The sequence below is a fragment of the Chryseobacterium sp. BGA-UO-ETr-SB22 genome (genome assembly GCF_059567885.1).
Window position 1 is genome coordinate 626700 of record NZ_JCAQOV010000004.1, and the last position, 23721, is coordinate 650420.

A 23721-nucleotide genomic window follows, 5' to 3' on the forward strand; every position below is an offset into this window, starting at 1 on the left:
AATGAAAAAACTAACCATATTAAGCGGCGCAGGAATCAGTGCCGAAAGCGGAATAAAAACTTTCAGAGACGGAGATGGTCTTTGGGAAAATCATAATGTAACGGACGTGGCAAGTCCGGAAGGGTGGAGAAAAGATAGAGCCTTAGTTCTGGAATTTTACAACCAGAGAAGGCGCCAACTTCATGAAGTACAGCCCAACGAAGCTCATCATTTATTGGCAGAGCTGGAAAAACATTTCGATGTTCAGATTATTACCCAGAATATTGATGACCTTCACGAAAGAGCTGGATCTAACAATATCCTTCATATTCATGGAGAATTATTCAAATCATGCTCATGCAACAATAAAGCCCTGATTTATGATCAAAAAGAGGACATCAATATCGGAGATAAAGCAGAAGATGGAGCGCAATTAAGGCCATTTATCGTTTGGTTTGGAGAAGATGTACCTTTGTATCAGACGGCACAGGAAATTGTCAAAAAATCGGATATTTTACTGGTCATCGGAACTTCTTTGCAGGTATATCCGGCTGCTGGTCTGATTCATGATATCAAAGACGACTGCCTTTTAATTGTTATCAACCCTAATGAAACAGGATTTGGATACGGCCAGAGAGCGGTTGTCATGAAAGAAACAGCAACTCAGGGAATGAAACTGTTGTTTGATAAACTGGTAAATCTTGCCTGATGGAAAATAAAGTAAAAGCCGGAATAATGGGCGTTTGCATAGGTGATGCTCTTGGTGTTCCAGTGGAATTTAAAAAAAGAGAAGACCTTAAAAAAAATCCAGTAACAAAAATGCTGGAATACATGTCATGGAATCAACCCAAAGGAACCTGGAGTGATGACAGTTCTCTAACCCTTTGTCTTGCCGAAGAACTTGCAAAAGGTTACGATCTTGAAAAGATTGGACAAAGCTTTGTAAAATGGAATAAATATGGTCACTGGACTGCTCACGGAAGACTTTTCGATATAGGAGGTACGACAAGACATGCCTTGGCGAGATTAATTAAAGGGGAGAGTGCCAAGTTTTCAGGAAATATTTTTGAAGAAGACAACGGAAATGGTTCTCTGATGAGGATTCTTCCTCTTGCTTTTTATCTTGAAAATGAAAATGACATTCAAAAGCTTTATCTTACAGTAAAAGAAGTCTCAGCAATAACACATGGTCATTTCCGGTCTGTTTTTGCATGTTTCATCTATGTACTTTTTGCCATTCAATTGTTGAAAGGAAAGAACAAAAAAGAGGCTTATATGCATACACAGGAAGTTGCATTGAAATATGCAGAAAAACAATGGTTTAACCCAAATGAAATTGAACTTTTTCATAAAATTTTAAAAAATGATATTTCCGGATATCCCGAAGATGAAATCAAAAGTGGAGGTTATGTCCTTCACAGTCTGGAAGCCTCTTTATGGTGTTTTTTAAACTCAGAAAGTTATGCAGAAGCCGTTTTAAAAGCGGTTAACCTCGGAGAAGATACAGATACAACAGGAGCTATTACCGGAGGAATTGCAGGAATTTATTATGGATATGAAAATATTCCTGAAGAATGGATTTCTGAGCTGGTGAGAAAGGATGATATTGAAGAATTGTGCGAGAAATTACACCAAAAATTAATGAATTAAAACACAAACCATGAACGAAATAGAAAAGAAAAAAATAAGTAAATTTTTAAGCCTGATTTTACGACATCAGCCAGAAAGCATCGGACTTTCGCTGGATGAAAACGGATGGGCAGATATAGAAGAACTGAGAGGAAAATCAGCCAAAAAGAGAATATATTTTACTCCCGAAGAATTGGATGAGGTAGTAGAAACCAATAATAAAAAACGTTTTGCCTTTAACGAAGATAAAACCATGATCAGGGCAAGTCAGGGACATTCTATTGATGTTGATCTGGCTTTGGAAACAAAGCAGCCACCTGAATTTCTTTATCACGGTACAGCAGAAGCTAATATTTCTTCAATTTTAGAAAAAGGAATTGAAAAAAGAACCCGTCAGCATGTGCACTTAAGCGCTGATAAAGAGACTGCTACAAAGGTCGGGATGAGGCACGGCAAACCTGTGATTCTTACCATCAGAACCGGAACAATGCATCAGGATGGACTCTCTTTCTATCAATCTGCAAACGGGGTATGGCTGACAGATTTTGTAGATGCAAAATACATTTCTAAGTAAAATGAAAAGAACATTAGTAATAGGAGACATTCACGGAGGATTTAAAGCTTTGCAGCAAGTTCTTGAACGAGCTGAAGTCACGCAAAATGATCAGCTGATTTTCCTCGGGGATTATGTAGACGGCTGGAGCGAATCTTCCCAAATCATTAAGTTTTTAATGGAAATTTCTGAACGCCAGGAATGTATTTTCATTAAAGGAAATCATGATGCATGGTGTGAAGATTGGCTGGCGTTCGGGCAAAATCCTGATGTATGGCTTTTCAATGGCGGAAAAAGTACTGTAGAAAGTTATGCAGACTATCTCCCAGAAGATCTGGATACTCACCTGGAATTCTTTCAAAGGATGAAAAATTATCACATTGATGATCAGAACCGCCTGTTTATTCATGCGGGCTATGCTTCCATGCACGGCCCTGAAAGAGAAGTCTATTCCAGCAATTACCGTTGGGACAGAACTCTTTGGGAAACTGCTGTAGCAATGGATAAAAAGCTGGAAAAGAATTCAGCATTGTATCCCAAAAGACTGCTTTTGTATAAAGAAATATTTATCGGACATACTCCCACACTTGATATTGGAATTACTACGCCGGCCAACAAAGCTAATATCTGGAATATGGATACCGGAGCTGCCTATACCGGATCTTTGTCCATCATGGATATCGATTCCAAAGAATTTTGGCAAAGCGACCCGCTTCCATCTTTATACCCAAATGAAAAAGGAAGAAACTGATGAAGTATATTCAAATAAATTTTGGATCAGTAAATAAACCTCACAGATGTTCAAAACCTGTGAGGTTTCTATTTTAAAAATAATTTCGCCACTTCCTTTATTCTCCCTTTCATAAAAGATGATTAATTTTAAAGTCTGAAAATATGACTTCAATGAAACTGAAATATCTTTTATTCACCCTGAGTTCTACCTTATTTTTTGCTCAAAAATCATTTCAGACCCCTTTTGAAAAAGGAAATGGCAACCAAACCGTTACCTATGATGAAATGAACGGCTATTATCAGGATCTGGCTAAAAACTTCAATACGATTCAATACCTTAAAAAAGGAGAAGATGATAATGGAAAACCTATGTATGTAGTCGTTTATAACCCATTTCCTGAAAAAGACCTTGAAATAGTAAGAAAAGATAAAGCCATTCTCTTCGTCAACAATGGCATTCACCCGGGAGAACCGGACGGAATAGACGCAACCATGATGCTGATGAGAGATCTTGCCACCAAAAAGATTAAAACTCCACAGAATTTTATCATTGCTGCTATTTCCGCATATAATGTGAGTGGAATGCTAAATAGAGGTTCTTACTCCAGAGCCAATCAAAACGGACCTGAACAATATGGTTTCAGAGGAAATGCTAGGAATTACGATCTGAACAGAGATTTTATAAAAGCAGATTCTAAAAATGCCAGAAGTTTCCAGGAGATCTACCAATGGTTAAAGCCGGACGTTTTCATTGATAACCATGTCAGTAACGGTGCTGATTATCAATATACATTCACCTATATTTCTACCTTTAAAGAACGCCTTGGAAATGCTTTGGGAACCTATTTCTATAATGATTATCAGGCTAAGAATCTTGAAGATATGAAGAAGCTGGGTTATGAAAGTACACCTTACGTAAACATCCACGGAGATGTTCCAGAAGTAGGTTTTGCTTCATTTGAAGACTCTCCGAGATATTCCACAGGATATACTTCCCTTTTCAATTCTTTAGGAACCGTTCCAGAAACCCATATGCTGAAGCCTTATGACAAAAGAGTAGATGCTACTTACAAATATATGCTGGTCAATCTGCAGAATTTAGACAAAGATTATCGTACTATAAAACAGCTTCGCATTGAAAATTTAAAACAATATCAGGCAGGAAAACAATACGGTATTCGTTGGAAAATAGACTCCACCAAGTTCTCTACAATGGATTTTAAAGGTTATGAGGGAAAATATAAACCCAGTGAAGTTTCCGGAAAACCCAGATTGTATTATGACAGGAACAAACCTTTCACAAAAAATATAAAACTCTTTACTACAGCAATACCCACAGGATATATTACTATTCCTGAATATTATGTAATTCCCCATTCACAGTACAGGGTAATCGAAGAATTCAAAAGGAATAATATCCAGATGAAACCCATTCAGAAGGACAGTACTTTGGCGGTTGAATCCTATAAAATTAAAGATTTTAAAACCGTTAAAAACCCTTATGAAGGTCATTATCTGCATTTTGAAACGACAGTTGATACTTCAAAAAAAAATATAATGTTTTCAGCCGGAGATTATCTGGTTTCTACCCATCAGCCTGGTGTAAAATATATCATAGAAACTCTTGAACCTGAGGCGTTAGACTCTTTTTTTAACTGGAATTTCTTCGATGGAATTTTAGCCCAGAAAGAATACTATTCGGCCTATATTTTTGAAGATACGGCTGCTGAACTGCTGAAAAAAGATAAAAAACTGAAAGAAGCCTTTGAAAAAGCGAAAGCATCCGATAAAAAACTGTCTGAAGACGGAGATGCACAATTGGATTGGGTGTACAGACATTCCCCTTATTTTGAAGAAAAGACTTTCAGACAATATCCTGTTTATAGGGTATTATAGGATACTTTCATAAAAATCCAGATTGTTTTTTGGTTTTTATAGTGATTTGTTAATCAATGTGTTTATTTTTTTATTAAATTAGTATACAAAACAAACACTATGAAACAAATTTATCAATTCGTAACATTACTGTGCTTTGTACCAATAGGTCTGCTGGCACAATATTCTCAAAGCTTTGATTCGGCAACAATGCCTGCCGATTGGACAGTCATTAATGGAGGAGATCCCGGAACCTGGGAAACCTGGGATTCCTATGATTCTTCATTCAATGCTCCTCATTCAGGAACGCATTTTCTAGGATTGGAATATGGCAGTACTGCCCATGATGATTATGTCATTAGTCCTGCAATAGTGGTGACTGCAGGGGTGTCAGATAAACTTACTTTCTGGGCAAGAAACAGAGGGGCCGGGCTTGCTGAAACGGTGGATATAAAAGTATCAACAACAACTCCCACTGTCGCAGGGCTTACGAATACGCTCGCTGCTGCGTTAAAACCTCCTACTTCATGGAATCAGTATACATATGATCTGACTCCTTATGTAGGTCAAACGATCTATATTGCCTTCTATTCCACTACAGAAGATATCTGGTTTATTGGGATAGATGATTTCCAGATTTCAGCAAACAGCTTATCGGTTTCTGATGCAAAAGCGGATAACAGCCGTGCATCCATCTATCCAAATCCGGTAAAAGATATCTTATACATCAAAAATAAAACGAAGATATCTGAAATCAATATCTATGATTTTAATGGAAAACTGGTGAAAAAAGAAATGATGAGTTCAGAAAATGGAACTGTAAATGTAAGTGAACTGGCTGCAGGAAACTACATACTGAAGATCAAAGATAAAGAGACAGAAAAAGGCTACAAAATTATTAAGAAGTAGCATTTTTATAATAGAATAAAAAAAGACGTTTCATTTGAAACGTCTTTTTATTTTTTTAGTAAACCTTTTTTTAAAGTGATTTCTGCTATTTTCCAACCCATGATTTGTCCCAAGCTCCTAAAGAAATAGAGAAACTTCCATCCCGGTATTTCATCGGTTAACTTTTTAACAAATCATAAAATTGTAAATCTTAAATACAAATTATGACATAAATGAAAACAGAATTTGGTAAGATTTATCTATAAAGCTTCCTTTAAAGCCACAAAAGCAAGATTTTTTGTTAATTATAGTTAATAATTTAAAAGAAATTACAATTAGTTTTTTAAGACTTGTAAAAAAGAAAATTATAACTATGTTTGTAGTGATATAGATTTAACTTTTAGATATAAAAGACATCTTTATAAAAAGTGTAACAAAAAACGACAATGATTAACTAATTGAGCAAATAATAGGTATGAAAAAAAATATTTCTTTATTTCTGATGCTGTTCTTTACTGTGCTTACTTTTGCACAAAAGACTGTTTCAGGAAAGATTACTGATGATGACGGAGTAGCAATACCGAGTGCCAGTGTTACCGTGGAAGAACCTGGTAAAGATGCTATTTTAGCTTACGGAATTACCAATTCTAAAGGAGAATATAAAGTAACATTCACTTCCGCTGAATCCAATGTGGACCTTAAAGTGAAAGCGTTCAATCAGAAGCCTCTCACCAAGCAGATCAGCAACAGTGACCAGAATTTGAATTTCAAAATGCAGTCTGAAGCTACAGAAATTAAAGAAGTTCAGCTGAAAACAAAAATGATTACCGCCAGAGGAGATACCATCTCTTACGATCTTAAAGCTTTCAATAACAAAAACGACAGAACCCTTGCTGATGTTATGAAAAAAATTCCTGGAATTGAAGTGAACAAGGACGGAACGATTCTATATCAGGGAAATGCTATTAATAAATTCTATGTCAACGGGAAAGATTTGATGGAAGGAGGTTATGGAACCATCAACAATTCCCTTCCGAAAGACGCCGTACAGAAAGTAGAAGTACTGGAAAACCACCAGCCGGTAAAAATCCTGCAGGATAAAGTCCCTTCAGATCAGGCCGCTATCAATATTAAGCTTAAAAACTCCGTAACAATGACAGGTAGAGGAGAAGTAGGAACAGGATTCGGAGATCCGTGGCTTTGGAATGTAAAACTGACGCCTATGTTCTTTGGACAAAAAAGCCAGTGGGTAGTCAATTACAAAACCAATAACATGGGCGAGCAGGTGGAAAATGAAGGAAATATTCTGGCATTTGGAAATAGATTTGAAGGAAAAAGAATCAATGCCTCTCAAAATGATTGGCTAAATGTAGAGAATGCAGATACCCCTAATCTTCCGGTGAAAAGATATCTGATGAATAATGTTCATTATTTATCTGCCAACTATCTTACCAACATTGATAAGAAAAAGGAATGGGAGCTTAAAGCGAATGCAAACTACACCAATAATGCCGTAGAAAGAGAGTCGTATAGCCAGACAGATTATTTTGGAGGAGCTTCTAATATTATAAAAATCCTGAATAATTTTTATACAGATAAAGCAAAAGGAGAATTAATATTTACAAAGAATGCCAAAAAAGGATTCTTTAAAAACACCACAAGCTTCTCTCAATATTGGAATGCAGACAGGGGAATTGTTGACAGAACAGATGCAAAAACCGGTATACAGAGAAACGCCAATGAAGGAGTTGAATCTCCTACAACATCATTCCAGAACTCATTGAGTACTATTATTCCTTGGAAGGAAAAAATGGTAAATCTTTTATCCTATGTAAGTTACCAAACAGATAGACAGACTTTGGAAGTTTCTCCATCATCTTATTTGGATATCCCTGGATTTAAACCAGTGCCTAATACAGAATTTGCTACACAAAGTTTAAGACTTAAGACTTTTGAGGCTAATCATTCTGTTAATATTGGTTTTTCTACCAAAGGATGGACGTTTACTCCTGAAGTTGGATTTAATTTCAAAAGTACAGGGATGATGTCAGATTTGTCAAATGTAAAAGCGATTCCATCTACCAATCCTAATATTAAAGATCCCCAACCTTCGGCATATAGTAATGATTTAAATTACACCACGGCTACACCATACGGAAGCTTAGGGATAAATTATAAAAGTGAATCATGGATGATATATGCGAATCTTCCAGTGAATTCAAACAATATTAAAGCGGAAGATCCATTAAGACTCGTTTCAAAATCGGTAAACAGAGTAACTTTTGAACCAAATATTTTTGCTCAATATTCATTTGCATCATTCTGGAAAGCATCCGTAAATGCTAATATTAATAATAATTTTGGAGAAATAAATACAGCATATTCAGGGTTCTTAATGACTTCACCTGAAGGAATTAATGCAATGGATGTAAATAACCCAATTCCACAGAATAACAATAAATCTGCAGGGACAAGAATAGAATATAGAAATCCATTAAATAATTTATTCTTCAATGTTAATTACAGATATTCTGATGCAAAGAGAAACTTAATTTCAAATCCGGAGATCAATGGAGGAGGATATACCATAATGAAATATAAAGAACAGGACAATCATGTATTAAATAATGGATATAGTGTAGAAGTTGGAAAATATTTTCCAAAGTTTAAAACGAACGCATCTCTTAGCTATAGTAATAATACGACAGAATCTGATGCCTTTTTGAATAATAAATCCTATACCAATAAAAACAATGGCCAGTCATTTGGAATTAAATTCAATAATACTTATTTCAGTTGGATGAGTGTTGATTATAATGCAAGTCTTACTAGAACAAAACAAACAAGTGTTGGAGAATTAAACTCTAATGCTTCAAGAACAGGATTTACTCATAATCTAGGGGTTTTCTTCTATCCTATGGAAAGTCACACTGTTGGATTCAATTGGGATCAGGTAAATACAAATGCAGCAGGTCAAAAATATCATAATGGATTCTATGACGTGTCATATCAGTTTACTTGGACCAAAAAGAAAATTGATTTTGAATTGAAATGGATGAATATCGCGAACAAAAAAGTTTTTGAAACCTATGATATTAATACTATAAATATTAAGTATACGAGATATCAGCTTCGCCCTAGTCAGGTAATGTTTACCGTAAAATTCAACTTTAAATAAAATAAAAACCAATCTTACAGGATTGGTTTTTTGTTGAGATATAATGATGTATTAAAAGCTTTGCTGGTCTGCTGAAGGCCCATAGCTTCCCGGCAAAGGAATATTGTTCAGTCTGTAATATACTCCCAATTGTGCTCTGTGATGAGTGATTTGATTTAAAGCATGTCGAATTGCTCCATACTTACTCCAGCTTGCCAACTCATGGCCGTCATTTTTAATAGTCCAGCTGGGATTTAGATCGTCTTCAGTACTGTTTTCCAGTGCCGTTTTTGCTGATTGATAATCATCCTCCAGTTTTTTCATAAGATCTTCTTTTGTTGAAAGAACTGTAGGTTTGTAGTCGCCTTTACCGAAATCCAGTTCAGAAGTTTTCAAAATAGTATTCGGCCATTCAAAAACTTCTACAAGATGGGTGGCAAGAGGCATCATTTTCATGCTTTTTTCATGGGGAGCGAAGTCATTTTTTCCTTCGGGAAATAATTGAATAAACTTTTTTGTGGTTTGGAATTCACCCTCCAGTTCAGATTTTAATTGAGATAAAGTGTCCATAATATTTTGTTTTTTAGAAACTTAAAGGTAGGTGTTTTGAAAATGAAAATGTTTTAAGAGAATCATAATTTTTTTCTCCTCCTCCGCAAACCGACTCCACAGACATGTCTTTTTAAAAAAAAACTAAAAAAAACTGTAACAAAAGAAGACATGTGATTACTAATTATATAAAACTTGTTATAATGAAAAAGTTATTCTCCGTATTTCTTATTGCTCTCTTTGCATTTGCAGGAGCTCAGGAATCAAAAGAGACAGCTAACCGTTTCTTTTATGAACTGACTTTTAAACCGAAGAAAGATTCGGCAAGATTGGATAAAGTGATTACAATTTTGGATATTACTCCTAAAAAATCAATATATCAGGATTACACAATGCCCGCGCAGGACTCTATCATTAAAGTTCAGGTAGAAGAGATGGAGAAAACCAAGACCTTCAAGGACATGAGTAAGATGATAAGATGGCCTAAATTTTCCTATAAAATTATCAAAAACTATCCTGAAATGAAAATGCAGTATGTTGACAAGATCAGCAGAAATTTTTTCTCTTATGATGATGATATAAAATTACAGTGGAATATTTTACCTGAAAAACAAAAAATAGGAACTTATAATACCCAAAAAGCGACTACAGAGTTTGGAGGAAGAACATGGACTGCATGGTTTAGTTCTGACATTCCTTTTCAGGACGGACCATATAAATTCTATGGCTTACCAGGTTTAATTGTAAAAGTAGAAGATGCTGATAAAAATTATTCTTGGCAGCTAAGTGGAAACAAAAAAATAGAGAACTATGACGAGGTTTCTTATGCAGATAAGATTAATGCTAAAATGGGAATGTCCAGTAATTCTATAACTCCGACAACTAAAGAAAAATTTCAAAAATCATATGATGCCTTTAAGGCAGATCCTTTTGCAGAATCACGCCCGTATATGACTGCTGAAACAATGAGTAAGCCAATGCCGGGTACAGATGGAACGATTGGAGATTTTATGAAGAGAATGGAAAAACAAGTGAAAGACTTCTTCGGATCCAATAACAATCCAATAGAGAAAGATCAAGCCTCTGACAAGAAGAAAAAATAAGCATTCATATCAACTAAATTATATTTTGAATCAACCCGGATACAGCAATGTGTTTGGGTTGATTTCTTTTATGTTAAACGTTATTTAGATTAAATTTAAATAGCGTATATTTGCAGGACTAAAAATTAGGCTTTGAAAGAGAAAGGATTACATAAATTAAGTGGATTCCCTAAAAACAAAATGGGGAAGATATTGGGGTATGATAATGACCATCTTAGAATGCCCAATAAAATCATTGAAATGGGGCTTCTTCCGGAAACCACATTCAGGATTTTGTATCAGGCTCCGTTCAATGGGCCCATGTATGTAGAATTTGGAGCAGAAAAAAGCCGGATTGCTCTTCGTGAGGAAGAAGGAGATTACATCATTGTTGAAGAATTGAATTAATGCAGGAAAACAAGAAAAAACAGATACTTTTAGTCGGAAATCCTAATGTAGGAAAGTCAACGGTTTTCAATACGCTTTGCAACAAAAAGCAGAAGACCGGAAACTATGCCGGCGTTACCGTTGCAAGCCATTCCGGGAACTATACGTATAAAGACCAGGATGTTGAGGTGATTGACCTTCCGGGTTCTTACAGCGTATATCCAAGCTCAGAAGATGAAGCTATTTTTTCCAAATACCTTATTGACGAGCAGAAAAACTATGCAGGGGTTGTTTATATTCTTGAAGCATTAAGTTTAAAAAGAGGACTGCTTTTGTTTCAGCAGATTCAGGACCTGGGGATTCCAATGATTTTGATTGTTAATCAGATTGATCAGGCGGAAAGAAGAGGGATCACCATCGATATTCAAAAATTTTCCGAAGCATTAGGGATTAAAATTATCCAGACCAATGCTAAGGAGCAGATCGGGATTGAAGAAGTAAGAGAAGCTGTTTACAACAATGAATTTGTAAAAACAGATCAGGTTTCTTTTGAAACCCCGAACGAACATAGAGATTTTATTCAGAAACTGGCAGCACACAAAGGTTTCGATAATGAATACAAAGCCTGGATGAGCCTTTCACTGGGAACAGACCTTGGCAGAATAAGTTCTGTAATGGAACAGCTGAATGAGGCTGATACAAAAAGCCTGGTTCCAAAAAGATTGCAGGTGCAGGAAACTGTAAGAAGGTATCAGAATGTAGACAGAATACTGGAAGATGTAATTTCTAAAAAAGCACAATTCAAAGAATTATTAACCGAAAAACTGGATAAAGTTTTAGTACATAAATTCTGGGGTTATGTAGTCTTTTTAGCCATTCTGTTGGTTATTTTCCAAAGTGTTTTCTTCCTTGCAGAATATCCAATGAACTGGATTGAAAGTACTTTCTCATGGCTGGCAGCATTTACAGGTGAGCACCTTCCCGAAGGGCCTATTAATTCTCTTATTTCAAACGGAATTGTTCCGGGAATCGGAGGAATTGTTGTTTTTGCACCACAGATCGGAATCCTGTTGTATTTCCTTTATCTGCTGGAAGACTCAGGATATATGGCAAGAGTTGTATTCCTGATGGACAGATTGCTTCGTCCGTTCGGGCTAAATGGAAAAAGTATTGTTCCTCTTGTCTCAGGAACGGCCTGTGCTATTCCTGCGGTAATCTCCACCAGGAATATTGAAAATTTGAAAGAAAGATTGCTGACGATATTGGTAACACCATTTATGACTTGTTCAGCGAGACTTCCGGTATACAGTATTATTATCGGACTGATTATCTCAGAAGGAACATTTTTAGGAATAAAATATAAAGCACTGGTTCTGATGGGGATGTATCTTCTTGGCTTCCTGGTTGCTTTATTCTCAGCAGCGATCCTTAAAAGATTTATTAAAAGTAAAGGAAAAACATACCTGGTAATGGACCTTCCGGCCTATAAAAAACCACTTTTCGGTTATGACTTTAAAATGGTTTTAGGGAAAGTATGGGACTTCATTACAGGAGCCGGAAAAATCATTTTTATTGTAAGTGTTATCATCTGGTTTCTGAGCTATTTCGGACCAAGCCAGAAAACAAATGAATTGGTTGCTACAGACGTTCATCTTGACCATTCTTACCTTGCCAAAATGGGTAAAGGAATAGAACCTGTTATTGCCCCACTGGGCTACGACTGGAAAATGGGAGTTGGAATTCTTACAAGTTTTGTGGCAAGAGAAGTGTTCGTGGGAACAATGTCTACACTTTACAGTTTGGAGGATGATGCTCCGGAAGTAAAAGTAATTGATAAAATGAGAAGAGATGTAAAGCCAAACGGAGAAAAAGTCTTCAGTTTTGCAACCGGAATTTCTGTTCTTCTTTTCTATGCATTTGCAATGCAGTGTGTTTCTACACTTGCAGTAGTCTACAGAGAAACCAAAAGCTGGAAATGGACTGGCTTTCAGGTGGTGATGATGACAGGTTTGGCATATTTTGTGTCGATGATAGCATATCAGATTTTAAAGTAATGGACTTATCATTAATTTTTCAATACGTACTTATCCTATTAATTGTAGCATTCGCCTGTTACTCTTTATTTAAAGTACTTAAAAAGAATTTCGCACCCAAGAAATTCAGCTCCAAAAGAACGAACTGCGATAAAGATTGCGGGTGTTCTTAACATTACGTTCAATAGATAATTGAAAAAAATGTAGTAATTTCATTTTTCTAATGTAAATTATTAATTTGAATTTCTTAAAAACAGGATCACTCGTACTATTTTCGTTATTTACCGTTCACGGGAAAGCACAATCAGATACTACAAATACCAAGTCTTATGCAGACCAGGTAATGATTCGTGTGAATCTTGATACCAATATCGAGAACTATGTTTTTTCATCAGGAGAAGGTAAGAATGCCTTCAAGATGGACCTGTCAATCAACAATAAAACCAAAACATCATTTTCAGTCGATTATAGAATTATAAGTGCGACAGTATCATTTGCTCCCAGATTTTTAGATGGAAATAATGATGATGACATGAAGGGGGAAAGTTCATATACCGATTTTAGTTTCAGGTTATTTCCCGGAAGATTTATTCAGAATGTTTATTATAAAAATGTAAGTGGTTTTTATGTTGAAAATATGAAAGACCTATCCCCCGAATGGCAGGAAGGAAGAGATCCTTATATTCAGTTTCCTGATTTAAGGGTACAAACCTTTGGCGGATCTACCTCCTATATTCTCAATAAAAACTTTTCAGCAAGAAGTATCTACACGCAGGGAGAATGGCAGTATAAAAGCAGCGGAAGCTGGGTTCCTTTTGTGGACTATGACCTTACTATTTTCAGAAATAAAATTGATGGTATAAAAAGCAAGGAGACACAATATAATATTGGGGGGAATATCGGATATTTCTATAATTGGGTAATTGGTAAGAATGTCAATATCTCACCTTATCTGGCAGCTGGAATCGGAGGAAAATTCTCCAGCTACAGAGATTTTCAGAATGGAGGAGCCAAAGAAAATGCCCAGTATGCAACCATAAGAATGCAGGGTGGGCTTCATATTGGATATAATACAGATCGGTTTTTATTTGGAGGTAAAATGAATTTTAATACACATGCCTACGACCAGAAAAATAACCAGACGGTAGAAAATAATAACCTATATGGTTTGTTATACATAGGTTATCGTTTTGCACCACCGAAAGTTGTAAAAAATACCTACAATAAAATCCAAAAAAAGATCCCCGTTCTATAAGTTGAAAGGTCTTTTAAGTATCTTTGCGTTGGAAAATTTAGAAAGAAAACAATAAAAGTAAAAACATCATGTCACTAATAAAATCTATTTCCGGAATTCGCGGAACCATTGGCGGTAAAGTAAATGATAACTTAACACCGTTGGATGTAGTAAAGTTCGCTTCCGCATTCGGAACCTGGCTTCAGAACAATAAAAATAAAAAAGACCTTACCCTTATTATCGGAAGAGATGCCAGAATTTCTGGTCAGATGGTTTCTTCTTTGGTAACTGCTACATTGCAGGGATTAGGAATTAATGTAGTAGACCTTGGCCTTTCTACAACACCTACAGTTGAGATAATGGTTCCTGAGCTCAATGCAGACGGAGGAATCATCCTTACCGCTTCCCACAACCCAAAACAGTGGAACGCCCTTAAGTTATTGAACGAAAAAGGAGAATTCATCACTGGGGAAAATGGAGCTGAAGTGCTGGCTTTGGCAGAAAGTGAAGACTTCAACTATGCAGAAGTGGATGATCTTGGAAAATATGAAACAAGAGATGACGCTTTTGATATCCATATTCAGCAGATCCTGGATTTACCAATGGTAGATGTAGAAGCAATCAAAGCTAAAAACTTTAAAGTAGCCCTGGATGCAGTAAACTCTACAGGAGGAATTGCAATTCCTATGCTTTTGGATAAATTAGGCTGTGAAACCATCAAATTATACTGTGAACCTACAGGACACTTTCCACACAATCCTGAACCGCTGAAAGAACATTTGGGAGACATCTGCGAATTGATGAAAAAAGAAAAAGCAGACGTAGGAGTTGTGGTAGATCCGGATGTAGACAGATTAGCTCTGATTGATGAAAAAGGAGAAATGTTTGGTGAAGAGTACACGTTAGTTGCTGTTGCCGATTACCTGTTGAAACATAAAAAAGGAGCTGCAATTTCCAATCTTTCTTCCAGCCGTGCTTTGAGAGATGTAGCACGTTCGCATGACTCAGAATACTTTGCCAGTGCTGTAGGAGAAGTAAATGTTGTTACCTTGATGAAAGAGAAAAACGCTGTGATAGGAGGAGAAGGAAATGGAGGAATTATCTACCCTGATTTACATTACGGAAGAGACTCTTTAGTAGGAGTAGCCTTGTTTTTAACTCATTTGGCCAAAGAAAACAAAACTGTTTCTGAGCTGAGAGCAGGATATCCAAGTTATTTTATGGGTAAAAAGAAAATAGAACTGACTCCGGAGATTGATGTAGATGCTATCTTAAGCAAAATGGAACAGGAATATCAGAATGAAGACGTTTCTACGGTAGACGGTGTTAAAATTGACTTTGAAAACAACTGGGTTCACCTTAGAAAATCCAATACAGAGCCGATTATCAGAATTTATACAGAAGCTCATTCTCAGGAAGAAGCGGATCAGTTAGGTGATGATATCATTGCTAAAATTAAAACTTTAATCTAAAATATATAAGAACGGACATTTGTTCCGTTCTTTTTTTATATCAGACATGTTTGAGCATATTAAAAACAGGTTTCCTTTTCCTAAAGAAAAATGGAGAAAATTTATTGGAAGCTTTGAACGTATGGAAGTTTCTGCTAAAACCTTACTTTTAAAAGAAGAAGAGGTTTCCTGCAATGCTTATTACATTGAAAAAGGGATGGTGAGAGCCTGGTATAATAATGATGGAAAAGATGTCACTTTTCAGTTTTTTCTTGAAAATACAATGTTTTCTTCCCTTGAAAGCTTCAGAAAGGGCCTGCCAAGTATGGTGTCATTTGAAACCATAGAACCCTGCATCTTATACAAAATTAATAAACCGGATGTAGAGGCTTTCCTGGAAGAAGTCTATGAAAATCCTGAGCTTAGAAATCTATTTATGGATGCTCTTTTTGAAAGGGTATTCGATTATATGAAACATTTCTTTTCCTTTATTAAAGATACACCCCAACAGCGGTATATCAATCTGGCCAAAACCAAACCGGAAATTATCAAAAGAGTTCCCCAGCATTATATTGCTTCCTATTTGGGCATTACAACGGTGCATCTCAGCAGGATCAAAAGCAAGATATTGAAAGAGAAGTCAGAATAGGCTGGAAGATGGAAGTACGAAGCTGAAAGTTTACAGAAAAGTATATAGTTCTGTCTTATTCTATTTCAATTAACATAACACCTTTGCTAAATGAAGTGCCCTTGCGACCAAATAATGCACAGTAATATATGACCTCGTGATCTTTGCGTTTTTAATTTTATTACCACATAAACCTTCTACCTTCATCTCACATCTCTTTTTCTAAAACTCATAACAAATGTTATCGCCCCACAGTACTCATTACCGATAATTTTGTATAAAAATTAAAATGAAAGCAGCAGTAGTATTTGATAAAGGAGGTATTCCTCAATATGCAGATTTCCCTGAGCCGGAAACAATACAGGAAAATGAAGTTTTAGTGTCTGTAAAAGCAGCGTCTATTAAAAATCTGGACAGAGCAAGGGCGGGAGGAAGTCATTATTCTACAGAAAATGAAACTCATCAGCCTAAAATTATCGGTTCAGACGGAGTTGGATACCTTGAAAATGGAAATAAGGTCTATTTTTTCAGCAAGAAAGGAACTGTAGCTGAAAAAGCTGTGGCTGATACAAAAATGATCGTCCCGATTCCTGAAGAACTGGATTTTTCTATAGCAGCAGCATTACCCAACGCGGTTATGGGATCAGCAATGGCTTTAAAATTCAAAGCGGGATTACAGCCAGGAAATACAGTATTGATCAATGGAGCAACAGGAATTACAGGAAGAATAGCCGTTCAGATTGCTAAATTATATGGTGCCCGAAAGATTATTGTTACCGGAAGAAATGAAGAATCCTTACAGTCTTTGCGTGAACTGGGAGCCGATGAGGTGGTTTCCCTTCAATCTACAGATCATGATTTTAAACAAAAAATAAAAGAAATTCATAATCAAACGCCTATAGACATTATTCTGGATTATATCTGGGGTCATTCTGTAGAAATGATATTGTCAGCTTTCAAAGGAGATGGAACTTTTTCCCACAAAACAAAACTGGTAACAGTAGGAGGAATGAGTGGAGATGGCATTCAATTGTCTTCACAGATTCTCAGAGGAACTGATATTCATATTTCCGGATCGGGATTGGGCAGCTGGACGAAAGAAGAATCTGCGCTTCTGTTTTCAGAAATCATTCCGGAAATGTATCAGGCAGCCGTAGAAGGAAAAATTAAAATGGAAACAGAAGAGGTTGATATTAAAAATATCGAAGCAGTATGGAATGCTGAGATACAAAGCGGAAAACGCCTGGTCATAAGAATTTAACCCCAATTTCCATTTTTTTATCCACAATCCTTTTATCGGTTTTCTTTTTTTACTATTTTTATAATAGAAATTTATGAACTGGAAAATTCAAAAAAAAGTTGCAACTTTGCATAAATATTTGAATATCAGTTTCAGATGTATTATTAACTAAACGTTTGCCGAGGTTTGTAAGCAAATTCAGACATCAGGCCGACAAAGAGGACACTATTGGAAGAGTATTTTGGAAATGAACTTGTAAAAAAGTTCGAGGAAATGATGGAAAACAATGACGAATTCTACTTTGATACAGAAGAGTTAGAAGACATTATTGTTTATTATTTGGAGCTTGGTGATTTTAATTACGCCGATATGGCGGTTAATTATGGACTGAAGCTTCATCCCAATTCATTGGATATCAAGATCAAAAGACTTGAGATCCTTTTGGAGTGGGAAGAGTATAATATGGCGAAAGAACTTATCAACGAGCTGAAAGGTGCTTCTATGGAGAACACAGACTTTTTGGTTTGTTACGCTAAATATTATTCGAGCTTAGGAAATCCTAGAAGATCCATTGAAATCTGCAAAAAAGCTTTGACATTAGAGGAAGAAGAAAACTTTCTCCACAACTTTATTGCGGATGAATATGTAAATCTCGGAGATCCTTTTAACGCTCTTAAGCATTACAGAAAAGCACTGAAAGAAGATCCAACGGATGAATATTCGCTGGAGAACTGTATGGTGTGCTTCAGTGATCTGAATAAGAGTGAGGAGGCTATTGCCTTTCTTAATGAATATTTAGATGAATTCTCTTATTCTGAAACCGCCTGGTTTGAATACGGACAATTCTATTTCAACAGAAAAAATTATGATGAAGCCATAAGAGGCTACGATTATTTGTTGGCAATCAACTCTAGCTCTGTTGGGGTATATGCTAATAAATCAGCCTGTTATGAGGCTATGGGACAATACCAAAAAGCTATCGAGACTTATGAAGAAATGCTGGAGCTGGAATATACAAAAGCATTTACTTTTTATAAGATCGGATTGTGCAATAAGGCATTAAAACAGCCTATTTTAGCTTTAAATGCATTCCAGAAATCATTGAGAGAAGACCCTCAGTTTTATCTTGCAATGATGGAGCAGTCTTATCTTTACGAAGAAATGGGCGGGATGTCTGAAGCATTGCATTATGCCAAAGAAGCAACCCAGCTGAATGAAAATAATCTTGACTATCAAAAAAGATTAGCATTTCTATTCATTGATTCAGGGAAGTTTGAAGAAAGTCTTGCTTGTCTTAAAAAGCTGGTGGATGCAGAACCTACAAGATTCTACAACTGGTATGCTTATTCAGAAGTTTTGATGTTGGTAGGAGAGTATGAAGATGCGGTTACCGTTTTGAATAGTGCCATAAAAAAGCATCACAGAGCTGAGCTGTTTTATCAGTTGAGTAACTGTTTTTTCAATCTGAAAGACCAGGATAAAGGAGCAGAATCACTTCAGAAAGCATTAGACCTTGATCCGTCTTTAGCTAAGGATATGCAGAAAAAATATCCTTTCATTAAAGATGAGGTGAAAAAGGTGAAGGCTACTAAAGTGAAGAAAAAGAACTAGATTAATCTAAAAATAATAGAAAAACCTGCAGAAATGCAGGTTTTTTTTATTGATAGTTGTACTCGTAGATGAATTTATCAGGCGAACTTGTATTGGGGTTCCCATTGATATCAAGAGATTGTCTGTCTTCTACAGATGGATAACCTGCAGTATTAAAAGTAGTGGTATATTTATGAGAAGTTGTTCCTGTACCGGTTCCTCCGCCCACTGTAGTATTGGTAAACTGTCCTTTATAAGTGCTTAAGCTGTTCTTTATATTCGAAAATAACATGCTTACGCCATCGGTGCTCTCATTTCCGTTGAAGATAATTTTATCAAAGCCCTTTACGTTCTTAAAAGGATAATTTTTATCTGTGTAAGTATAAGTCTCCGTTTCTGTGTAATTAACCGTATTTCCATTTACTGTACCCGTTCCTGAGCCTACATTGCTTACCATATTTCCATTGTTGTATGTAAAAACACTGTTGATGGTAGAAGATCCCGCAGAACCGGAATTCGTTTGTCTTTTTACGTTAATTTCTGTGGTACTTGTGTAGATATAGGTAAATGTTACTGTGTTTTGAACCGTACCGGTAAGAGAATATTCTTTTGTAATTGCAGATGCCATACGGCCGTTGGAATATCCATATTCAACCGTACTTTCAAGAACGTTATTTTCATAATGTTTAATCCCGGTAACGTACTCATCCGTATACGTGAATTCAATTCTTTGTCCATGATTAATGTTGTTAATCATGCTGATGATTTTGGTTCCGTTGTAATTGATTTTCATTACAATACCGTCCATAATCATTTTTGTAGGGAGAATTACATTTTGACTGGAAGGATCACTGTTGTCAAAAGGAGCATCATCATCACGCGTAGAAGAACACGAAAGTGTTAATAAGGCTATTGAGCCACAAAGTAGAATTTTTTTCATAGTTATAAGTTAAATCAGCCAAATATAATTTAATTTATAATATGATTTTATTTTTTTGGATTTGTTCTTAAAAATAGCAATCCGGCAATAATAATTCCTGCTCCTATAAATTGTAAATAAGTCAGTTTTTCCCCATCTAAAATTCCCCAGATAATAGCAACAATAGGCATTACTAAAGTAACCGTTGATGCAAAAAGAGGCGTGGAAACCTTCAGTAAACGATAATTCATCATCATCGCGAGCCCGGTTCCGAAAACGGATAAAAGACTTACAAACATAAGACCCAGCAGATTGTCTTTCGAAAAACTGAATTCCGAAAAGAATCCTGTGCTTGTCAATGCAATAATGGACGGAAATAATAAGACAAATGAGAAAACAAAAGCAGATAAAACAGTGGAAGATACCTCCATAAGCTTTGATTTGACAGTCGTTGTACTCAGTGCGTAGCATAAAGTAGCGAATAATAACAACAGAATCGGAATCATTTTCAATTCTCCGCCGTCTCCCCCGCCAAATGCAAGAATACAAACTCCGGTGAAGCTTATTAATGTTCCTATAATCTGTTTTTTGGTTGTTTCAAACTTCCAAACCAATGCTCCCACAATAATCACAAAAATAGGCATCATAGAGTTGATGATTCCTGCAATGCTGCTGCTGACTTCAGTTTCCGCGATCGGAAAAAGGAACATCGGAATAAAGTTCCCTGTAAAAGCCGCCAAAATCAACCATTTCAGATTTTTTTTGGGGAAAAGTTTATAGTTGGAAATGGCAATTGGAAGTAAAATAATCCCAGCGATAAGAACCCTTAAAGATCCTACTTGAAAAGGATTAAAATGCTCCAATGATTTTTTGATCAAAATAAAGGATGATCCCCAGATCAAACTCAGGATAATCAGAAGAACCCATTTTTCTTTATCCGCGTTCATTATTTTCGTGTAAGATTTTTAGAAATTCTTTTTTAGGAATCATTTTAGCACCCAGACTTTCAAGATGCTCTGTATGGGATTGACAGTCAATAAGTTCAATTTTGTTTTTATTACTCTCTGCAAAGTGGATAAATCCTGCTTTGGAAGCATTGCTTACTTTTGTAAACATACTTTCTCCACAAAAAACGTTTCCAATCTGCAGTCCGTAAAAACCACCTACAAGCTCTTCATCCTGCCATACTTCAATACTTTTGGCCAGACCATATTCATGAAGCTGAATAAAAGAGTTCATCAGTTCATCAGAAAGCCACGTCCCAGACTGGCCTTTTCGGTTCGCCTTTTGACAGTTCCTGATCACTTCTCTGAAATTCTTATTCTCTGAAAAAGTAAAAACATTTTTGTTTAATATCTTTCTCATAGATTTTGAAACCTTTATTTCTTCAGGAAGCAGTACAAATCTAGGATCCGGACACCACCACAGAATTTCTTCTCCGGGATTGTACCAGGGAAAGATGCCAAGTTGATAGGCAAACCAGATACGCTCTACAGACAGGTCACCTCCAAAAGCAACCACTCCTTCATGCCCTTCATACAGCTCAGGGTCAGGAAATGAAATCTCGTTTTCGTCTAATCGAACCATGTTTAGAAAAAAAATCCCACTTCAAAAAGCAGGATTTATATTTGATCTTTTATTCTTTAATTAAAAAGGTAAATCATCATCATCGTCTCCGGCAAACGGATTTTCGTTTGAAACTGGAGAAGCAGATTGTTGAGACATTGCCTGAGTAGGTTCTGAAGCATTTTCAGAAACTTTCTCTACTCTCCACCCTGTAATAGAGTTGAAGTACTTAGTTTCTCCTTGAGGAGAAACCCATTCTCTACCTCTGATGTTGATTCCTACTTTTACGTTTTCTCCTTCTTTAAGGTTATCTAATAAACTGATTTTATCAGATAAAAATTCTATGTTTATCGGCTGTGGATACTGTTCTTGAGTTAAAATAACCATTTCTCTTTTTTGAAACCCGCTCGCAAATGTTTGAGCATCAAAAAGTTTCTTTACCGTTCCTTGTAATTCCATATCGTAAATATTAACGATGTAAAAGTAAGAAAATGAAATGTAATAAAAGGTGCCGTGAAAAAAAAATGTAGAAATTTTAATTTTTTTTCTTGAAAAGTTTGGTAGTAAAGGAAATTGCCCTATATTTGCACTCACAAAAACGAAGCAAGCTCTTTAAAACTTACAATATAAAAAAACCAGCGGATGTGGTGTAATTGGTAGCCATGCCAGACTTAGGATCTGGTGCCGTGAGGCGTGGGGGTTCGAGTCCCTTCATCCGCACTATGCGAAAATAGCTCAGCTGGTAGAGCACAACCTTGCCAAGGTTGGGGTCGCGGGTTCGAATCCCGTTTTTCGCTCCACACCATGCCCTGGTGGTGGAACTGGTAGACACGCAGGACTTAAAATCCTGTATCTTCGGATGTACGGGTTCAAGTCCCGTCTGGGGTACAAGACCCTCTGTAAAATCTTACGGAGGGTTTTTTGTTTTAATAGAGAGTGTTCTTTAAATAAAAAGTCTTATATTTGTAAGAAATAAAGCCTGAATCTGTAAATTCAGATCAGAAAATCAGCGGATGTGGTGTAATTGGTAGCCATGCCAGACTTAGGATCTGGTGCCGTGAGGCGTGGGGGTTCGAGTCCCTTCATCCGCACAATGCGAAAAAACTCTTTACAGAGTTACTAAAAAGGTTGGAACCCTTGGTTCGAATCTTTTTTTTTGCCCTCACCATGCCCTGGTGGTGGAACTGGTAGACACGCAGGACTTAAAATCCTGTATCTTCGGATGTACGGGTTCAAGTCCCGTCTGGGGTACAAGTCCCTCTGTAATATGATTACGGAGGGATTTTTGTTTTAAAATGGTTCTGAAAATGCTGTCACTCGTTTTTTCAATGTAGATATCTCCTTTCCTTTTTTATATTTTGAAAATAAAATCTCAAAAAAGAAAGACTTAAAGCGTCTTTTGGTACATTTGCTTCAGAAAAATAAACAACCATGAAATTATTGAATACGATTGCAATAGTTAGTATGATAACAGCTTCTAACCAATTGTTCTCACAGATATCCAGCGAAAAGAATGCCCTGCAAATTATTGAAAAAGCCATTCAGGCAAGAGGAGGGAAAGAACTTTTAAACAGTATAAAAACCCTTTATTCCAAGTCAGAAACGGTAATGGATGGGCGAAATGTGAATTGGATCACAAAAGAAATGGTACCCAATAAAGGAAGTTTTGAAATTGAATATCAGGGAAGAATTGTTTACAGATCATGGTTTGATGGCAAAACAGGGTATGAGATGGTGAATGGCGAGAGAAAGTTGGCTGATCCTGCTGAATTTAAGGACAAAGCCGACCGAAAGTATATTATTAATGAACTTGCTTACATAGATCCCAAGCTATATAAGATTGAACTTATTGAAGAAAATCCTGATAAGATCTATTATAAAATAAAAGCAACCTATGTCACAGGAAAAGAGACTTATCTGTATTATGATGTAAAGTCATTCTTTCTTAGCAAAGAAGAAACGGTTGAAAACGGAAATAAAGATTCATTTTCTACCGTTTTACAAAGTGATTATAAAAAATTCGGAGATCTTTGGAATGCTACTAAATCAATTTTTGTTTCTGAAAGTGGAAATCAGGAAGCAACTCTTGTAGAGTTATATTATAACAAAAACGTTGAGGATAAATACTTTAAATAATTAAAATAAAACCTATCTGGATTAAAATAAAGCCCTTTGTAATTCATTTACAAAGGGCTTTATTTTATTAAACTGGATAAAAAACCGTTTCAC

21 protein-coding genes and 5 tRNA genes are annotated in these 23721 nt (G+C 36.1%); 21 read left to right on the plus strand and 5 right to left on the minus strand.

The features are described from left to right. Position 1: 1 nt before the first annotated feature. The 7 genes from AC57AW_RS06645 (at position 2) to AC57AW_RS06675 (ending at position 8834) form a co-directional block, all read left to right on the plus strand. On the plus strand, positions 2-688 hold the full coding sequence (locus AC57AW_RS06645) for an SIR2 family NAD-dependent protein deacylase (protein ID WP_496351271.1): 687 nt from the start codon (positions 2-4) through the stop codon (positions 686-688). Then, positions 688-1629 (plus strand): ADP-ribosylglycohydrolase family protein, encoded by a 942-nt coding sequence (locus tag AC57AW_RS06650; RefSeq protein WP_496351272.1) that lies wholly within the window; start codon positions 688-690, stop codon positions 1627-1629. The genes AC57AW_RS06645 and AC57AW_RS06650 overlap by 1 nt, the downstream gene beginning before the upstream one ends. A 10-nt stretch (positions 1630-1639) precedes the next feature. After that, the gene (locus tag AC57AW_RS06655; protein ID WP_496351273.1) at positions 1640-2182 is read left to right on the plus strand and encodes an RNA 2'-phosphotransferase; all 543 of its coding nucleotides are present in this window, start codon (positions 1640-1642) and stop codon (positions 2180-2182) included. A 1-nt stretch (position 2183) separates the two neighbouring features. After that, positions 2184-2912, plus strand: a complete 729-nt coding sequence (locus AC57AW_RS06660) for a metallophosphoesterase family protein (RefSeq protein WP_496351274.1) — start codon at positions 2184-2186, stop codon at positions 2910-2912. A gap of 152 nt (positions 2913-3064) precedes the next feature. Next, a complete protein-coding gene (locus AC57AW_RS06665) occupies positions 3065-4789 on the plus strand; it encodes a M14 family metallopeptidase (RefSeq protein ID WP_496351275.1) in 1725 nt (574 codons plus the stop codon). Positions 4790-4888: 99 nt separating this feature from the next. Then, positions 4889-5677: a T9SS type A sorting domain-containing protein gene (locus tag AC57AW_RS06670; protein WP_496351276.1), complete on the plus strand. Its 789-nt coding sequence runs from the start codon at positions 4889-4891 to the stop codon at positions 5675-5677. A 454-nt stretch (positions 5678-6131) separates the two neighbouring features. Beyond that, on the plus strand, positions 6132-8834 hold the full coding sequence (locus AC57AW_RS06675) for a carboxypeptidase-like regulatory domain-containing protein (RefSeq protein WP_496351277.1): 2703 nt from the start codon (positions 6132-6134) through the stop codon (positions 8832-8834). A 51-nt stretch (positions 8835-8885) separates the two neighbouring features. Here the strand turns inward: AC57AW_RS06675 and AC57AW_RS06680 are convergent, their stop codons facing one another. Further along, positions 8886-9383, minus strand: coding sequence for a DinB family protein (locus AC57AW_RS06680; RefSeq protein WP_496351278.1), 498 nt, complete (start codon positions 9381-9383; stop codon positions 8886-8888). A gap of 182 nt (positions 9384-9565) precedes the next feature. On the opposite strand from AC57AW_RS06680, the gene AC57AW_RS06685 reads away from it, so the two are divergent. The 8 genes from AC57AW_RS06685 to AC57AW_RS06720 all read left to right on the plus strand — a co-directional run bounded on the left by AC57AW_RS06685 (position 9566) and on the right by AC57AW_RS06720 (position 19028). Then, on the plus strand, positions 9566-10465 hold the full coding sequence (locus AC57AW_RS06685; protein ID WP_318847702.1) for a GLPGLI family protein: 900 nt from the start codon (positions 9566-9568) through the stop codon (positions 10463-10465). Positions 10466-10597: 132 nt separating this feature from the next. Continuing rightward, the gene (locus tag AC57AW_RS06690; RefSeq protein WP_496351279.1) at positions 10598-10852 is read left to right on the plus strand and encodes a FeoA family protein; all 255 of its coding nucleotides are present in this window, start codon (positions 10598-10600) and stop codon (positions 10850-10852) included. Then, a complete protein-coding gene (gene feoB / locus AC57AW_RS06695; RefSeq protein ID WP_318847704.1) occupies positions 10852-12885 on the plus strand; it encodes a ferrous iron transport protein B in 2034 nt (677 codons plus the stop codon). Before AC57AW_RS06690 ends, feoB begins: the two co-directional genes overlap by 1 nt. A 217-nt stretch (positions 12886-13102) precedes the next feature. Next, a complete protein-coding gene (locus AC57AW_RS06700) occupies positions 13103-14119 on the plus strand; it encodes a DUF4421 family protein (protein ID WP_496351280.1) in 1017 nt (338 codons plus the stop codon). A gap of 68 nt (positions 14120-14187) precedes the next feature. Further along, the gene (gene glmM, locus AC57AW_RS06705; RefSeq protein ID WP_496351281.1) at positions 14188-15570 is read left to right on the plus strand and encodes a phosphoglucosamine mutase; all 1383 of its coding nucleotides are present in this window, start codon (positions 14188-14190) and stop codon (positions 15568-15570) included. 46 nt (positions 15571-15616) lie between these two features. Next, on the plus strand, positions 15617-16198 hold the full coding sequence (locus AC57AW_RS06710) for a Crp/Fnr family transcriptional regulator (protein ID WP_496351282.1): 582 nt from the start codon (positions 15617-15619) through the stop codon (positions 16196-16198). A 268-nt stretch (positions 16199-16466) separates the two neighbouring features. Further along, positions 16467-17438, plus strand: coding sequence for a quinone oxidoreductase family protein (locus tag AC57AW_RS06715; RefSeq protein ID WP_496351283.1), 972 nt, complete (start codon positions 16467-16469; stop codon positions 17436-17438). 207 nt (positions 17439-17645) lie between these two features. Beyond that, a complete protein-coding gene (locus AC57AW_RS06720) occupies positions 17646-19028 on the plus strand; it encodes a tetratricopeptide repeat protein (RefSeq protein ID WP_318847709.1) in 1383 nt (460 codons plus the stop codon). A gap of 46 nt (positions 19029-19074) precedes the next feature. Here the strand turns inward: AC57AW_RS06720 and AC57AW_RS06725 are convergent, their stop codons facing one another. From AC57AW_RS06725 to AC57AW_RS06740, 4 genes are read right to left on the minus strand one after another with little or no spacing between them, the layout of a single operon-like run. After that, positions 19075-19947, minus strand: a complete 873-nt coding sequence (locus AC57AW_RS06725) for a hypothetical protein (protein ID WP_496351284.1) — start codon at positions 19945-19947, stop codon at positions 19075-19077. Positions 19948-19994: 47 nt separating this feature from the next. Continuing rightward, the gene (locus tag AC57AW_RS06730; RefSeq protein ID WP_496351285.1) at positions 19995-20873 is read right to left on the minus strand and encodes a DMT family transporter; all 879 of its coding nucleotides are present in this window, start codon (positions 20871-20873) and stop codon (positions 19995-19997) included. Beyond that, positions 20860-21513, minus strand: a complete 654-nt coding sequence (gene aat, locus AC57AW_RS06735; RefSeq protein ID WP_496351286.1) for a leucyl/phenylalanyl-tRNA--protein transferase — start codon at positions 21511-21513, stop codon at positions 20860-20862. Before aat ends, AC57AW_RS06730 begins: the two co-directional genes overlap by 14 nt. A gap of 60 nt (positions 21514-21573) precedes the next feature. Further along, entirely contained in the window at positions 21574-21951 is a 378-nt protein-coding gene (locus AC57AW_RS06740) for a DUF3127 domain-containing protein (RefSeq protein WP_318847713.1), read from the minus strand. Between the two features lie 179 nt (positions 21952-22130). Here AC57AW_RS06740 and AC57AW_RS06745 point away from each other — a divergent pair. From AC57AW_RS06745 to AC57AW_RS06770, 6 genes are all read left to right on the plus strand, one after another. Further along, positions 22131-22212, plus strand: a tRNA-Leu gene (locus AC57AW_RS06745). Positions 22213-22216: 4 nt separating this feature from the next. After that, a tRNA-Gly gene (locus AC57AW_RS06750) sits at positions 22217-22292 on the plus strand. 6 nt (positions 22293-22298) lie between these two features. After that, positions 22299-22380 (plus strand) — tRNA-Leu (locus AC57AW_RS06755). Positions 22381-22501: 121 nt separating this feature from the next. Beyond that, a tRNA-Leu gene (locus AC57AW_RS06760) sits at positions 22502-22583 on the plus strand. Between the two features lie 78 nt (positions 22584-22661). Then, a tRNA-Leu gene (locus tag AC57AW_RS06765) sits at positions 22662-22743 on the plus strand. A gap of 180 nt (positions 22744-22923) precedes the next feature. Further along, positions 22924-23628 carry a hypothetical protein gene (locus AC57AW_RS06770; RefSeq protein ID WP_496351287.1) on the plus strand — a complete coding sequence of 235 codons (705 nt, stop codon included), beginning with the start codon at positions 22924-22926 and terminating at the stop codon, positions 23626-23628. The last annotated feature ends 93 nt before the right edge of the window (positions 23629-23721 follow it).